The organism is Tenacibaculum aestuariivivum, assembly GCF_964507685.1.
GTDB lineage: Bacteria > Bacteroidota > Bacteroidia > Flavobacteriales > Flavobacteriaceae > Polaribacter > Polaribacter aestuariivivum.
The window spans coordinates 829524-845111 of the sequence record NZ_OZ208414.1 but is presented as its reverse complement, the minus strand read 5'-3'; the positions used below and the strand labels follow the sequence as shown (position 1 = coordinate 845111).

Sequence of the window (15588 nt, the reverse complement as noted above, 5' to 3'; positions counted from 1 at the left end):
AAAAATAAAAATTGTTTTAATAGGTAAATTTACTTAACTTATTGAAATAATTATGATTAAATTAATGCTGTTTAAGTATTTTTATATGATGAAAATTGACAAAAAAAAGACTTCCTTTTCTCTGGAAGTCTTTTTTTTGTCAATTTTAGAGATTAGTTTTTTTCTAATAAACGAAACCCTTCTCCATGGATATTAATAATCTCAACATTTTCATCACCTTTTAGATATTTTCTTAGCTTGGCAATATACACGTCCATACTTCTAGATGTGAAGTAGTTATCATCTCTCCATATTTTAGTTAACGCTAATTCACGAGGCATTAAGTCATTTTTATGAACAGCTAATAATCTTAATAATTTACTTTCTTTAGGTGATAGTTTTTGTACTTCTTCATTATTGAGTGAAAGGTGGCGAAGTTTAGAATTAAAATGAAAAGCACCAATTGTAAATTCAAATTCATCAGTATCGCTAGACTTTTCATTTTCTTTACGTTGTAAAATAGCTTTTATTTTATGTAATAAAACTTCAGAATCAAAAGGCTTATTTAAGTAATCATCGGCACCAACTTGATATCCTTTCAAAACATCTTCTTTTAGTGTTTTAGCTGTTAAAAATATAATAGGAACTTCTTTATTAGTACTGCGAATATCTTGAGCTAATGAAAAACCGTCTTTACGAGGCATCATAACATCTAAAATACATAAGTCATATTCTCCATTTTTAAACATAATCAACCCATCTATTCCGTCTTTAGCAAGGGTTACATTATAATCATTCAATGCTAAATAATCTTTAAGAACTGTTCCGAAATTTGGATCATCTTCTACTAGTAGTATTTTTTTACTTCCCATTTTTTTATTTTTTTATATTAGTGGTAATTTTACTGTAAACACACTTCCTTTACCTTTTTCACTTTCAACGTTTACAGTGCCTTGATGGCTTTCTATTATTTCTTTAACATAAGCTAATCCTAAACCGTGTCCTTTAACATTATGTATATTTCCTTTATGTTCTCTATAAAATTTGTCAAAAACATATTTTTGAGCATTTCTACTCATTCCAATTCCTTCATCTTTTATTTGAAGAATAAAAGATGAAGGAGTATTTTTAGTATAAACATCAATTTTAGGTGCGCCTTCAGAATATTTTAATGCATTTTCTAACATATTAACAATAATGTTAGTTAAATGAAATTGATTACCAAATACTTCAGTTATTGTAGCTTCAAAATGGGCAGTTACACTCCCTTTTTTATCATCTACCAATAACTGAATATGTTCAATAGCTTCTTCAATAGTTTCATGCATATCAGTAGCTTCTTTGGTAATTTCAATTTGTTTTTTTTCTAGTCTTGAAATCCGTAATACATTTTCTACTTGTGCATGCATCCGTTTATTTTCTTCACGTATCATTTGTACGTAACGTTTTACTTTTTCTTGATCAGATATTATTTTTGGGTTTTTAATAGCATCTAAAGCTAAATTAATAGTAGCAATGGGGGTTTTAAATTCATGAGTCATGTTATTAATAAAATCTGTTTTTATTTCTGATATTTTTTTTTGACGAACTAATTGATATAGTGACGTTGAAAATGCAGCTATAATTATTCCAATAAATAATAGAGATAATCCTAAAATTTTTATTATTCCTGAAAGCAAGTTTTTTCGTTCATCAGGAAATTTTATATATAACTTATATTTACTATCGCCATTATCATCAGCCAATAAAGGATAATTAGCATCATTAGGTTGTATGTTAAAGTAGCCAGATTTTAACTGTGTGGCTAAACCATCTTCATAAACGCCATATTTAAAATCTTGTGTAATATTCATTTTAGCTAATTCTTCTTTTATAGTTAAATTAAGCTCTTTATTACTAATTCTTTGATTAATGAGGTATAATCTTTTCTGTTGACGAAACATGTCTTCAATTAATTGTCTATTGAATTTGGGATATGTTTTGAAAGTTGAAAAGCTAGTTTCTTCTACAAAAGGTATAAAATCTTTATTGTCAGATTTTATTATTTGTGAAGAATAAAAATCTTGTTTTGCAGAGTAACGTTTAATAACAATAGAATCATTATTAATAAATTCTCCAGGCATTTTTATACTTTCACCTAAAATAGTAGTGCCAAAGGTAAATTTTCTTTTATTGGTAGTATCTATTTGTTGAAAAAGATAGGTAGTCATTTCTGCATCTGAAACAAACTTTTTGTCTTTAAAAAATTCTTGATTATTTTGAATAAACTCAGCATATTCTCTATCCTTAATCCTTTCAGATGTTCTTGCTAGTGCAATTGTAACATTATTATTGAATTGTTGTTGTTTGTTTTTAATAGCGTCTTTAATCCAATATACTTGAACAGATATTATTCCTATTAAAGAAACACTCATTAAAAAAACAATAAGAATGAAAATTTTCTTCCCCATTATTCAAAAATAAATTAATAAAATGATGTGATGATTGCTTTTAACTTACATTAACTTATAATCTTACAAAATTAAGATAATGTTAACGTTTTTTTTAGATAAATAGAAATTATTTAATATTTTTTATTAAAATATTATGAATACGTGCTATTTGTTTTTCTGTATCGATGAGTTTATCATTTTCAATAATATAATGTGATTGCATTATTTTTTTAGTTTCTTGCCATTGATTTTTCATTCTATTTTTAACAGAAGCTATTGTTGTATTGTCTCTTTTTAAAACACGTTTAATTCTTATATGTTCAGGAGCAGTAACCGTAATTATTTTATTACAAAAAGAGGTACTATTATTTTCAAAAAGAATAGCATTTTCATATAAAATGTATGTTTTTTTTGTGTTTTTACGTATAAATTTTTGAAAATGAAGATGAACTACAGGGTGTACAATTGCATTTAGGGTTTGTAATTTTTGTTTATTGTTAAAAACAATATCGGCTAAATACGGCTTGTTTAACTCTTTTTTTATGTATACTTCTCTTCCAAAATTTGAAATTAATTTTTGTCTAATTTCAGAAGATGAATTCATTAGTTTTTTTGCCTCATCATCTGCAATATATATAGCAATATTCTCAAATTTAGCAAACATTTTTAAAACAGTAGATTTTCCACTACCAATACCACCTGTTAAACCTACTATCATTATTTACGTATTAAAAAATCTATTTTTTTAGGAACTATTCTTACTAATGTAATTGAATCAGGTACTTGTGTTAATTTAGGGATTAAATAAGAAGATTCGTTTATTTTTACGTCATTGTAATCACAAGTTATTTTAAATAAATTTGCATTTACTTTATTAAAATTTTTTAAACCCACTTTATAAATTATTTTCACTTTTTTGGGAAAAATATTTATACTTTTTGGGGCGTTTTTAACTAAAATAGGCACTTCGATTTCACCTTCGGTGAATTTATCAACTACAATGTTTATTTCTGCAAATTTATCTGATAGTTTTATGTTTTCGGGTATATTAATATTTGATTTTACTTTAATGTTTTTTGAAACATTTTCAAGTTTTTTATTCTCTAAATTTAGAAAATTTATTTTTTTTATTAATGATTGTTCTCCAGAAATTAAAACAGTATCAGGAGTTGTTTTAATGGGGGAAGCTAAATTATAACCAAGTTGAAAAGTAATATCTAAATTAGTTTTTAATGGTACTTTTTTTGAATGTAATGTACCTATTTGTAGTGGAATTGTGTCTTTTTGAACTTGTATTAATTGAACTCCTGATTTTAATTTATCTTGTATTTTTTTTTGCAACTTTTTAGTTAAAAAATAGTAGTTTGTAGTTTCTTTGTTTTTTGCTTTTCCTAAATCTAGAGCAATGGTGTTATTATTAAAGTTAGAAGCAATTAATTTAAAACCACTACCTTTTACAAGTAAAGATATTTTTTTTACAGGAGCGTTAATAATTGTTTTGTTGGTGGCTAAATTAGTATATGTAGTTCTAATAGTTATTTCTGTAGTATACTCTTTAGATAGGTTTATAAGTAACCAGAAAAGAATGGATGCAGATAAAAAACTAAAAAAGGTTTTAGGTATGTTATTTTTTTTTTTCAATTTATAAATATATAATGTAATTTATAGAAAAAAACAAAAAAGAGAGCTAATTAGCTCTCTTTTTTACACAAAATAGTTTAATTATTTTTCAACGTCTGTAGAGTACTTTTTACTTAATTCCATTGATATGGCAGAGCGTTCAAATTTAATTTTACCAGCTCCTGTTTCAATAGTAATAGTGTTGTCATTATCATTAATTTCAACAATTTTACCATGAATACCACTACTTGTAACTACTTTAATTCCTTTTTTAACAGTTGTTTGAAATTTTTTTTCATTTTTTTGACGCTTCATTTGTGGGCGAATAATCAAAAAGTAAAAAACGGCAATCATTGCTACAAAAGGAAGCATACTCATAATGCTTTCTTGGGTACTTGCTTGTAAAAATATAGTTATAAACATTATACAGCTTTCTTTTTAGGAGTTACCATACCAGAAATTTTTACAATTTCTCTACCTTTTTCAGTATTGGTAGTTAATGTTATAGATTTTGATTGTTTGTTTGGTTTTCCACTAGTATTAAAACTTACTTGTATTTTACCACTTTTACCAGGTGCAATAGGTTCTTTTGGCCATTCAGGAACTGTACATCCACAACTAGCCCTTGCATTTGTTATCACTAAATCTGTTTTACCTGTGTTGGTTACAATAAAAGATGTTTTAACAACATCACCTTCGTTAACAGTTCCAAAATCATGCTCCTCTTTATCAAAAGAAATAGAAGGGGCTCCTAAGCTAATAGAACCATCTCTTTTTTTAGCATTTTCTACATTTTCTTTTTTTACTTTAGATGAGGCATCTCCTTTACCACAAGAAATAATCATTCCTGTTGAAAGAACAAATGCAATTGCTACAGCTATTTTCTTCATGTTAAAAATATTTTAAATTGTTTTTTGTAAAAATAATAATTTTTTTATAACAAACCTCTACCAATCTTAATCATCTTGTCAGAAGCTAGGTAATCTTTAGCTAATTTATCTAAAACCCCGTTAATAAAGTATCCACTTTTGTTTGTAGAGTAATCTTTAGCTAGTTCAATATATTCATTAATACTTACTCTACTAGGTATTGATGGAAAATGTAAAAACTCTGTAATTGACATTTTTATAATAATCATATCAATATCAGCTATTCTATCAGCTTCCCAATTTGGTGTTTTTTCAATAATATCGTCTTGATATTTATGTTGATGTAAAACTGTTTTTGTAAATAAGTTAGATACAAATTGCTTGTCTTCACTATCTTTATATAAGCTTCCTAGAATAAAAGGGTTTTGTGCTTTTTGTTTGTTTAATGATTTAACAATCCAGGTGTTTATAAAAGGTATATCATCTACCCAAGAAATCATTTTGTCTTCAAAATAATCTGCTAATTTTTCATTAGGAGCTATAATTTCTTTAAAAAATGATACAATAAAAGCGCTGTCTATGTGGTAAGAATCATCTTCAGTGTTCATATATTTTTCATATAAATCACTTTTTTGTAATTCGTCTAAAATAATACGCACATACTCATTGTCAAGTTCCCAGTAATTAAGTTCATTAAGAGATACATATGCTTCTAAACTAGTACTTTCAGTTAGTTTATTAATGATTTTGTTATCAATAAATTTTCTGTTTGGGTTTAAATCTTCTTTAGTAGCTAGTATTTTCTTTTTAGAAAGTACTATTCTCTTTTGAGCTAATTTTTGAACTTCAACTAGTAATTGAAGGTTAAGGACATATAAATCATACATTTTATCAATGCTGTTTTTTAGGAACTTTTCTTCTTTTACAATATCATCACTGTGCGATTGTTGCATTGCATAAACCGACTGCATTACTTTAACTCGAATATGTCTTCTGTTAATCATTTTAAAGAACTTTAAAAAAAAGAGCGGTAGAAACTATTTCTAACGCTCTGCAAAAGTAAAACTTTTTTGTTTTTTATCTAGTTATTTTATTCTTTTTTACGAGCATCAATTCTTGTTTGTGCAATATTAAAAGCAGCTTGGTGTGTTGTTATGTTTTCTTTGTCTGCTAAGTTGAAAATATCTAAGGTAGTATTGTAAATGTTTTTAGTTCTTTTTAAACTTTCAGCTTTATCATAGCCTGCTATTTCTGCATAAACATTTATAATTCCACCAGCATTAATTAAAAAATCAGGTGCGTAAGCAATACCTTTTTCTTTCAATAATTTACCATGTTTTAATTCATTAGCTAACTGATTATTTGCTGCACCAGCAATAACTTTAGCTTTTAATTGCATAATACTTTGATCATTTATAGTTGCTCCTAAGGCGCATGGTGCATAAATATCTACATCTAGTCCGTAAATATCGTTACCTAGTATTACTTTAGCTCCGTATTTTTTACTTAATTCTTGTAAACGAGCCTCATTAATATCATTTAAAACTACTTGAGCTCCTTCTTCGATAATGTGTTTTACTAATGTTTCGCCAACATGACCAACACCTTGTACTAATATTTTTTTACCATCTAAGTTGTCTGATCCAAAACGAAACCTAGCTGCCGCTTTCATTCCCATATATACACCATAAGCAGTTACTGGTGAAGGGTTTCCTGATCCTCCAATTTTTTCAGAAACACCAGTTACGTGTGGTGTAATTTCTCTAATAATATCCATATCGCGAGTTTCCATACCCACATCTTCAGCAGTAATATATTTTCCACTTAATGAGTTTACGTATTCTCCAAATTTACGCATTAGCGCATCATTTTTTTGAGTTTTTGCATCCCCTATAATTATAGCTTTACCTCCGCCAAGATTTAGTCCTGTAATAGCCGATTTGTAAGTCATTCCACGAGATAAACGTAACACATCGTTAAGAGCATCCCATTCGCTTTTATATTGCCACATTCTAGTACCTCCTAAAGCAGGTCCTAAAGTTGTACTATGAATACCAATTATTGCTTTTAAACCTGTATCTTCGTCATTACAAAAAACAATTTGTTCATGGTTATCAAAAGATAATTGACCAAATACGGGGTCATTTCTAAGGTCTTTAGTATCAATAATTTCTGATGTCATTTTTTAGGGTTTTAATTTGAGTTTTTTTGAAATAACTCAAATAAATTAATCACAAAAATAAGAAATCGTTAATACATAAACAAAAAAGAGGTTTTAATTGTAATATCTTTAAGTACAAATGTTTTTGTGGTTGTAGTTTTAATTATTTAAAAAAAATATTTTCACATTGAAATCATTAAAATATCTTAATAAATACTTTATAAAATATAAATGGAGGTTATTATTAGGTGTGTTGATTACTGTTTTAGCTAAAATTTTAACATTAAAAATTCCTGATTATGTTGGGAGTTCTTTAAACATAGTTGAAGATTATCAGTTAGGTAAAGTAAAAGACTTGGCTGAGGTAAAAGAAGTTTTACTCAATAACATAATATTAATTATAGGTGTTACTTTATTAGGTGGTTTTTTTACTTTTTTAATGCGTCAAACAATTATTGTAATGTCTCGAATGATTGAGTTTGACTTAAAAAATGAAATTTATCAGCAATATCAACGATTATCAATAAACTTTTATAAAAAGAATAGAACGGGTGATTTGATGAATCGTATAAGTGAAGATGTTTCAAAAGTGCGTATGTATTTTGGCCCTGCAATAATGTATTCTTTAAATATGATAATTTCATTAGTTGTTGGTTTTAGTCAAATGTATGCAATATCACCTAAGCTTACCTTTTACACTATGTTACCGTTTCCTGTTTTATCGGTTTCTATTTTTATATTAAGCAAGCAAATTAATAAACGTAGTACTATTGTACAGCAGTATTTATCAAAGTTAACAACTTTTAATCAAGAGTTTTTTTCAGGAATCAATGTTGTTAAATCTTATGCCATAGAGCCACAAGTAATAGCATCGTTTGATAAAATTGCAGATCAAAGCAAAGAAAAAAATATTGAGTTATATAAAATACAAGCCTTATTTTTTCCTCTAATGATTTTATTGATTGGTATTAGTAATATTATTGTATTATATATAGGGGGTAAGCAATATATAGCAGGCGAAATTCAGTTAGGAGCGATAGGGGCATTTGTTATGTATGTAAATATACTAACTTGGCCCGTAGCAGTAGTTGGTTGGGTAACTTCAATGGTGCAGCAAGCAGAAGCTTCTCAACAAAGAATCAATGAGTTTTTACAGCATGTGCCTGAGGTTGTAAATACAACAAGTAAAAACACCATTATTAATGGGGGTATTGAGTTTAAAAATGTTTCATTAACGTATGACGATACTAATATTACAGCATTGAAAAATGTAAATTTAGTAATTAACAAAGGAGAAACATTAGCTATTTTAGGAAAAACAGGAAGTGGTAAATCAAGTATTATAAATTTAATATCAAGATTATATGATACTACTAAAGGAGAGGTTTTAATTGATGGAGAAAATATTAAAGATTGTAATTTGTATGATGTACGCAGTCAGATAGGTTTTGTACCTCAAGATCCATTTTTGTTTTCTGATACACTTCAAAATAATATTAAATTTGGAAAAGAAGATGCAACCGAGCAGGAGATTATTGAGGCAGCTAAAAATGCTGTAATTCATAATAATATTATTGATTTTAAAAATGGTTACCAAACTATTTTAGGTGAAAGAGGAGTTACTTTATCAGGAGGTCAAAAGCAACGAACATCTATTGCAAGAGCTATTATAAAAAAGCCTAAAATATTAATTTTTGATGATTGTTTATCTGCTGTTGATACAGAAACAGAAGAACAAATTTTATTAAATCTAGAGCGTGTATCAAGTAATAAAACTACTATTATTATAAGTCATAGAGTGTCATCAGCTAAAAACGCAGATAAAATTATAGTGTTAGATGAAGGTAAAGTGGTGCAGCAAGGCATTCATAATCAATTAATAAAAGTAAGTGGTTATTATAAAGAGTTATATGAACAACAACTTTTAGGAAAAGAAATGTAATGTTTCGTATTGCCAAATCAATTATTTTGTTAGATTTGTTGAGTAACTTTAAGTAAACAATTATTATTTAAGAATTATGAGTGAGAGAGAGAGAGTAGAGCAAGAGGAAATTTTTTCACAAGTTTTAAGAGCAGGAAGAAGAACCTATTTTTTTGATGTAAGAGCTACCAAAGCAGCAGATTATTATTTAACAGTAACAGAGAGTAAAAAATTTACTCATGATGATGGTTCTTTCCATTATCAAAAGCATAAAATTTATTTGTATAAAGAAGATTTTTTAGATTTTAAAGAAATGCTAAATAAAGCCACTGATTTTATTGTAAATGAAAAAGGATCAGAAGTAATTAGTGAGCGTCATCAAAAAGATTATAAGAAAGAAGAAGGTGAAGATCAAGTAGTTTCTACAGAAACTTTTACAGACGTTTCTTTTGATGATATTTAATTAAATAATACTATATTAGTAAAAGCTATATTTTATTTAAGCTATATCTAAAATAAATTTAAATTCAATTTACACACAAAGCATTAACTTTAATTAGTTGGTGCTTTTTTATTTGAGAATTGTTTTTGTTTTAGAAGTAGTATTTGAGTTTAATTTTGCAAATTGTTTTAGAGTTAAAATTTTACCTACTCTACAGTTAAGTTTGTTACAAATTTGTGTTTTTTTTAGTAATTTATCTTTCATTATAATTAAGTATTATTACCCAAAGATAAATTATAATATATTTATCATAGTCGTTACACTTCAAATACAGGGTAAATACTTTTAAAAAAGAGGTTTTACCCCTTATAAAACTTTTTTCATGGTTGTTGTTTTCGCAACTGTTTCTAACCACTCGTTTTTCGCATCACTATCTTTAGTTATTCCACCGCCAACATATACAAAAGCAGTATTGTTTTTAATTTCCATACATCGTAGGTTTACAAAAAGTTCAGAAGTTTTATTAGTTGCTTCTTTTAAGTTTAACTCACCTAAAAAACCAGCATAATAGCTTCTATTATAGGTTTCGTTTTTTATAATAAAGGCTTTAGATTCCTCTAAAGGCAATCCACAAACAGCAGGAGTGGGGTGTAGTTTTTTTATTAAAGTTGAATTTTTAGTAGTAATTTTACCCGAAATAAAAGTTCTTAAATGAAGTAGGTTTCCAGCTTTTACTGTTTTTAAATTGCTTTTTTCTAGTTGATTACATATTTCAGAAAGCTTATCGGTTATATAGTCTGTAACAAATTGTTGTTCTTCAATTTCTTTTGATTGCCAGGTAACGTTTGTTGTTCCTTTAAAAACTTGAGTGCCGGCTAAAGCCATTGTTTCAAAACTATTATCTGTAATTTTAACTAAAGTCTCAGGTGTTGCGCCTAACCACATGCCTACTTTAGGGTGAAACCATATGTAGGTAAAAGCAGTACTATAGTTTGTTAGTAGTTTTTTAAAAACATTAATAGTGTTAAAATCTTTTAAAACAACTTTTTCTTTTCGTGATAAAATAACCTTTTTAAACAATCCATCTTTAATAGCCTTAATTCCTTTTTTGACTAATTTAATATGTTCTTTTTCAGAGAGGTAGTCAGTAGCTATATTGTTTTTTTTTGTAATAGGATTAGGTATGTCAAATTTTTCTTGCAAAAAAAAGGTGTCTTCTTCAGGAAGTAAAACAGCAATGTTTTTATCATCAAAAGGCGCAAAAATAAAACCACTTTCTGTATAATTTTTTGAAGTATGTAGTTTGTCATTATTTTGAAACCATCCATTTAATGTTGTTGAATTAGGTTTTCGATACACCACAAACGGAAGTTTATTGTCGAGCGAGTTTTTTATTTTTAAAAATATAGTCAATCTATTAAATTTATTTTTTATTTAAAACAATGTTTGTAATTTTACATAAAGAAATTAAATTTTCTTCTTCATCAACAATTTTAACTTCCCACAAATGTGTTGTTTTTCCTTGATGTATAGCTTTTGCAGTAGCAAAAACTTCACCAGTTTTTTTACTTTTTAAATGGTTAATACTTAACTCAATTCCTTTAACAATTTTATTAGAATCATTTAAAAAAAAAGCAGAAGCGCAACTACCTACTGTTTCCGCAAGTGCAGCAGTAGCACCACCATGTAAAATACCATGTGGCTGATGTACTTTTGAGTTTACGGGCATTTTAGCAGTTATAAAATTGCTACCTACGTCAATGAACTCAATTTGAAGCGTTTCCATTAAAGTATTTTTATTATAACTGTTAAGAGTGTCTAACGATTGTTGCTTATTCATTTTACAAAAAATTATAATTCAAAAATACGTATTTTTGTGGCGACTAAAAATGATAGAATGTATAAAGTACGTGTAATATTAGATACTAAAAAAGATGTAATTAGAACCCTTGTGGTTAATGAATCAAAATCGTTAGCAGATTTGCATTCAGATATTGCTAAATCATTTGGTTTTAATGGGCAAGAAATGGCTTCTTTTTACCGAACAGATGAAGATTGGAATCAAGGAGAGGAGATACCTTTGTTTGATATGTCAGAAGGAGAGGAGGAGTTATCTATGGCTACTTGTGTTTTAAATGAAACATTACCAAACATAAATGATAAGTTAATATATGTGTATGATTTTTTTCAAATGTGGACTTTTTATGTTGAACTTGTAGAGCAATCTGTTGAAGTGATAACAGACACCAAAATAATTTTAACAGTTGGAGAAATACCCGACGAGGCTCCTGAAAAAGAATTTAAAGCAGCAAAAGTTCCTAATGATTTAGAGGATGATTTTGATGATGATTTTACAAGTTTCGAAAATATTGATGATTTTGATTTTGATAATTTTTAATATTAAAAAAGGCGATTTATTTTTAAATAAATCGCCTTTTTTTATAACTAAAAGCTAAATAAAAAATAGTGTTTTTTATTTAGATAATAACCATTAAGGCCTTTTTTAATAGAAAATAGTTAATTTTGGTTTGTAAAAATACTATCTTTAAAATATGGCACAATTTATAAAACTATATAACGATAATCCGAACCCAAAAGAAATAGCTAAAATTGTAAAAGTTTTACAAAACGGAGGGTTAATAATTTATCCTACAGATACTGTTTATGGATTAGGCTGCGATATAACTAATACAAAAGCATTAGAAAAAATAGCTAGAATAAAAGAAGTGAAGTTAGAAAAATCTAATTTTTCGTTTATTTGTAACAACTTAAGTCATTTATCTGATTACGTAAAACAAATAGATTCTGCAACGTTTAAAATACTAAAAAGAGCCTTACCTGGCCCTTATACTTTTATTTTACCAGGTAGTAATTCATTACCAAAAGCATTTAAAAAACGTAAAACCGTAGGTATTCGTGTGCCAGACAATACCATTGCACAAACCATTGTAGCAGCGTTAGGAAACCCAATAGTTTCTACTTCTATTCATGATGAAGATGAGTTGATAGAATATACTACTGACCCTGAATTGATTTTTGAAAAATGGCAAAGTATTGTAGATATTGTTATTGATGGTGGTTATGGTGATAATTATGCATCAACAGTAATAGATTTAACAGGTGATTTACCACATGTAATAAGAGAGGGTAAAGGTAGTTTAGATGTTTTGTAATGCCTGTAATTAAAATTGAAACAATAATTAACCCACCTTTAGAAATAGTTTTTGATTTGTCAAGAAGTATTGATTTACATAAGATTTCAGCAGAAAAAACAAAAGAAGAGGCTATTTCAGGAAAAGTTTCTGGATTAATTAATACAGGAGAAACCGTTACTTGGAAAGCAAAATATTTTGGATTTTATCAAAAATTGACAGTTAAAATTACTGAATTAGATTTTCCAAATTATTTTTCAGATGAAATGGTTAAAGGTGTTTTTAACTCTTTTACTCATAAGCATGAATTTAAGAAAATTGATGGCAATACATTGATGACTGATTATTTTAATTACAAATCACCTTATGAGTTTTTAGGGCGAATTATTAATAAAATATTTCTTGAAAATTATATGAAGAATTTTCTGCTAGAGAGAAACCAAATAATTAAAGAATTTTCAGAAACAGATAAATGGAAATTAGTTTTAAAAAATTAACTATTTCAATTCACTAAATTTCTTCCTACCTAAAGCATAACATTGCCAAACAATAGAAGTATGTTTATTGTAATTCGATTTTTTCTGAAGTTTTTTTCTTTTTCCTAAAAACTTAATAAAGTTTGCGTAAAAACTAAAATGAGCTTTTAAAATAGCAATAGTATGTTTGGGTTTAAGCTCAAGTAAAAATTTAAGCCCTGCAATTCCATCTAAAATTAAGCGAGAAAAAATAACGAATAAAAACCATTGTTTAGGTACATTTTTAACCACATTTAATAAACTATTTCTAAAATTTAAATACGTTTTATGTGGGTTTGTTTCTTGTAAAGTAGCGCCACCAACATGATAAACCGTTGAAGCACCTATATATTTAATTTCAAATCCCTCATTTTGTGCGCGCCAACATAAATCAATCTCTTCTTGATGTGCAAAATAATCTTCATCAAAACCATTTAGTTGATGATAAACTTCTGAACGAATAAAAAGACAAGCTCCAGAAGCCCAAAAAATTTCGGAAGTATCGTTAAATTGTCCGTTATCAGTTTCTAAGTGATTAAAAACACGTCCTCTGCAATAAGGATAGCCATATAAATCGATAAAACCACCACCAGCACCAGCATATTCAAACTTTGATTTATCTTTAAAGTCTAAAATTTTAGGTTGAATAATAGCAGTATTAATTTCGTTTTTAAAAGTAGATAAAATAGGTTTTAGCCAATTTTTAGTTACTTCAATGTCTGAGTTTAGTAAACAATAAATATCAGTTTTAATATGTTTTAAAGCATCATTATACCCTTTCGCATAACCGCCATTAGTAGTGTTTTGTACAATTTTAACAGAAGGGTAGTGCTTTTTAATAAATGCTATAGAATTATCGGACGAAGCATTGTCAGCTACATAAATTTCAGCTTCTTTATGGCTAAAATTTATTACAGATGGTAAGAACTGTTCTAATAACTGTTTTCCGTTCCAATTTAATATGACTATTGCTATTTTCACAAGTATAAATTTATTAATGTAATTTTAAAAACCTATTAATTGTTAATTATAAGGAGGTATTTCCTTTAAAAAAACATAAGTTTCATTTTCTTTATCAAGTTTACAAAAGTAATGCTGTAGTCCATTTGTAACTATTAAGTAATTAGCGTTTAACTTTAAGTTATAACGAGCAATTTGGTCAAAAGTATCTTGAGAAATTTTAATTTTTGGCGCCTTACATTCAACAATAATATTAGGCATTCCATTTGAAGTAAAAACAACAATATCCGTTCTTTTTTTTAGATTATTAATAACCAGTTGTTTTTCAAGAGCAATTAGTGAAATAGGATATTTTTTTTCCTCTATTAAAAATTGAACAAAATGCTGACGTACCCATTCTTCAGGAGTTAATACCAAGTATTTTTTTCTCAAATTATCAAAAATAAGCGTCTTATTTTCGTTACTTTTGAGCTTAAATGTATAGCTAGGAAGATTGAGTTTTTGCATGTATCAAAAGTAATAAAATGAACGAAATTAAATCTATCATATCCGATATAAAAGAAGGGAATTTAAAACCTATTTATTTTTTAATGGGTGAAGAACCGTATTATATTGATAAAATTTCTGATTATATTGAAAACAATGTACTTGATGAATCTGAAAAAGGGTTTAATCAAGTAGTTATGTATGGTAGAGATGTAACTATTGATGAAGTTATAGCATCAGCAAAACGTTATCCTATGATGGCTGATAAGCAGGTGATTATTGTAAAGGAAGCACAAGATTTGAGTCGCACTATTGATAAGATTGAGGCCTATGCTGCGAATCCGCAATTAAGTACTGTATTGGTTTTTAATTATAAATATAAAAAATTAGATAAGCGAAAAAAATCGTACAAAACCATTGCAAAAAACGGATTGATTTACGAGAGTAAAAAATTATACGACAATCAAGTAGCTGATTGGATTCGTAGAGTTTTGGGTAGGAAAAAATATAATATTGAACCAAAAGCATCTCAGATGTTAGTGGAGTTTTTAGGAACAGATTTGAGTAAAATATCTAATGAATTAGATAAGTTAACTTCTGTTTTATCAAAAAATACTATTATTACTGATAAGCATATTGAGCAAAATATTGGTATATCTAAAGATTTTAACAACTTTGAGTTACGAAAATCAGTAGGTCAAAAAGATATTGTAAAGGCAAATAGAATTATAAAATATTTTGCTCAGAATCCTAAAAATAATCCTTTAGTAATGACTATTTCGTTGTTAAATAGTTTTTTTACTCAATTATTAATGTATCACGGATTAAAAGATAAATCAAAAGGTTCAGTAGCCAAAAACTTAGGTGTTAATCCTTATTTTGTTGACGATTATAGTACTGCTGCTAAAAACTATCCGATGCGAAAAGTATCGCAAATAATAGGTTTATTACGAGAAGCAGATATTAAAAGTAAAGGAGTAGGAGCAAATCAATCATCTGCGGATATTTTAAAAGAATTGTTGTTTAAAATTTTACATTAAATAATATTTTT

18 protein-coding genes are annotated in these 15588 nt (G+C 27.4%); 6 read left to right on the top strand and 12 right to left on the bottom strand.

Features of this window, described 5'->3' with window-relative positions:
- Positions 1-152: 152 nt before the first annotated feature.
- The 8 genes from ACN5J4_RS03560 to ACN5J4_RS03525 all read right to left on the bottom strand — a co-directional run bounded on the left by ACN5J4_RS03560 (position 153) and on the right by ACN5J4_RS03525 (position 7082).
- Positions 153-851, bottom strand: coding sequence for a response regulator transcription factor (locus tag ACN5J4_RS03560; RefSeq protein WP_418650798.1), 699 nt, complete (start codon positions 849-851; stop codon positions 153-155).
- Between the two features lie 12 nt (positions 852-863).
- Positions 864-2429: a sensor histidine kinase gene (locus ACN5J4_RS03555; protein ID WP_418650797.1), complete on the bottom strand. Its 1566-nt coding sequence runs from the start codon at positions 2427-2429 to the stop codon at positions 864-866.
- A 109-nt stretch (positions 2430-2538) separates the two neighbouring features.
- Positions 2539-3129, bottom strand: coding sequence for a dephospho-CoA kinase (coaE, locus tag ACN5J4_RS03550; protein ID WP_418650796.1), 591 nt, complete (start codon positions 3127-3129; stop codon positions 2539-2541).
- Complete coding sequence (locus ACN5J4_RS03545; RefSeq protein WP_418650795.1) at positions 3129-4052, bottom strand: hypothetical protein; 924 nt, start codon at positions 4050-4052, stop codon at positions 3129-3131. Before ACN5J4_RS03545 ends, coaE begins: the two co-directional genes overlap by 1 nt.
- An 81-nt stretch (positions 4053-4133) precedes the next feature.
- Positions 4134-4454: a preprotein translocase subunit YajC gene (yajC, locus tag ACN5J4_RS03540; RefSeq protein WP_418650794.1), complete on the bottom strand. Its 321-nt coding sequence runs from the start codon at positions 4452-4454 to the stop codon at positions 4134-4136.
- A complete protein-coding gene (locus tag ACN5J4_RS03535) occupies positions 4454-4921 on the bottom strand; it encodes a DUF1573 domain-containing protein (protein ID WP_418650793.1) in 468 nt (155 codons plus the stop codon). The genes yajC and ACN5J4_RS03535 overlap by 1 nt, the downstream gene beginning before the upstream one ends.
- A gap of 44 nt (positions 4922-4965) precedes the next feature.
- A complete protein-coding gene (gene nusB / locus ACN5J4_RS03530) occupies positions 4966-5904 on the bottom strand; it encodes a transcription antitermination factor NusB (protein ID WP_418650792.1) in 939 nt (312 codons plus the stop codon).
- 86 nt (positions 5905-5990) lie between these two features.
- Positions 5991-7082, bottom strand: coding sequence for a Glu/Leu/Phe/Val family dehydrogenase (locus tag ACN5J4_RS03525; protein WP_418650791.1), 1092 nt, complete (start codon positions 7080-7082; stop codon positions 5991-5993).
- A gap of 166 nt (positions 7083-7248) precedes the next feature.
- Between ACN5J4_RS03525 and ACN5J4_RS03520 the strand changes: the two genes are divergently transcribed.
- Complete coding sequence (locus tag ACN5J4_RS03520; RefSeq protein WP_418650790.1) at positions 7249-9003, top strand: ABC transporter ATP-binding protein; 1755 nt, start codon at positions 7249-7251, stop codon at positions 9001-9003.
- A 76-nt stretch (positions 9004-9079) separates the two neighbouring features.
- Positions 9080-9445 (top strand): PUR family DNA/RNA-binding protein, encoded by a 366-nt coding sequence (locus ACN5J4_RS03515; protein ID WP_418650789.1) that lies wholly within the window; start codon positions 9080-9082, stop codon positions 9443-9445.
- 345 nt (positions 9446-9790) lie between these two features.
- On the opposite strand, the gene ACN5J4_RS03510 is transcribed toward ACN5J4_RS03515, so the two are convergent.
- Positions 9791-10837 (bottom strand): chorismate-binding protein, encoded by a 1047-nt coding sequence (locus tag ACN5J4_RS03510; RefSeq protein WP_418650788.1) that lies wholly within the window; start codon positions 10835-10837, stop codon positions 9791-9793.
- A gap of 10 nt (positions 10838-10847) precedes the next feature.
- Positions 10848-11264 (bottom strand): PaaI family thioesterase, encoded by a 417-nt coding sequence (locus ACN5J4_RS03505; protein ID WP_418650787.1) that lies wholly within the window; start codon positions 11262-11264, stop codon positions 10848-10850.
- A gap of 57 nt (positions 11265-11321) precedes the next feature.
- Between ACN5J4_RS03505 and ACN5J4_RS03500 the strand changes: the two genes are divergently transcribed.
- The 3 genes from ACN5J4_RS03500 to ACN5J4_RS03490 all read left to right on the top strand — a co-directional run bounded on the left by ACN5J4_RS03500 (position 11322) and on the right by ACN5J4_RS03490 (position 13073).
- Positions 11322-11822, top strand: coding sequence for an IS1096 element passenger TnpR family protein (locus ACN5J4_RS03500; RefSeq protein WP_418650786.1), 501 nt, complete (start codon positions 11322-11324; stop codon positions 11820-11822).
- Positions 11823-11976: 154 nt separating this feature from the next.
- Entirely contained in the window at positions 11977-12597 is a 621-nt protein-coding gene (locus tag ACN5J4_RS03495) for an L-threonylcarbamoyladenylate synthase (protein WP_418650785.1), read from the top strand.
- Positions 12597-13073 (top strand): SRPBCC family protein, encoded by a 477-nt coding sequence (locus ACN5J4_RS03490; protein WP_418650784.1) that lies wholly within the window; start codon positions 12597-12599, stop codon positions 13071-13073. The genes ACN5J4_RS03495 and ACN5J4_RS03490 overlap by 1 nt, the downstream gene beginning before the upstream one ends.
- On the opposite strand, the gene ACN5J4_RS03485 is transcribed toward ACN5J4_RS03490, so the two are convergent.
- Entirely contained in the window at positions 13074-14072 is a 999-nt protein-coding gene (locus ACN5J4_RS03485) for a glycosyltransferase family 2 protein (RefSeq protein ID WP_418650783.1), read from the bottom strand.
- 42 nt (positions 14073-14114) lie between these two features.
- On the bottom strand, positions 14115-14558 hold the full coding sequence (locus ACN5J4_RS03480; protein WP_418650782.1) for a type I restriction enzyme HsdR N-terminal domain-containing protein: 444 nt from the start codon (positions 14556-14558) through the stop codon (positions 14115-14117).
- A gap of 17 nt (positions 14559-14575) precedes the next feature.
- On the opposite strand from ACN5J4_RS03480, the gene holA reads away from it, so the two are divergent.
- Complete coding sequence (holA, locus tag ACN5J4_RS03475) at positions 14576-15577, top strand: DNA polymerase III subunit delta (protein WP_418650781.1); 1002 nt, start codon at positions 14576-14578, stop codon at positions 15575-15577.
- The last annotated feature ends 11 nt before the right edge of the window (positions 15578-15588 follow it).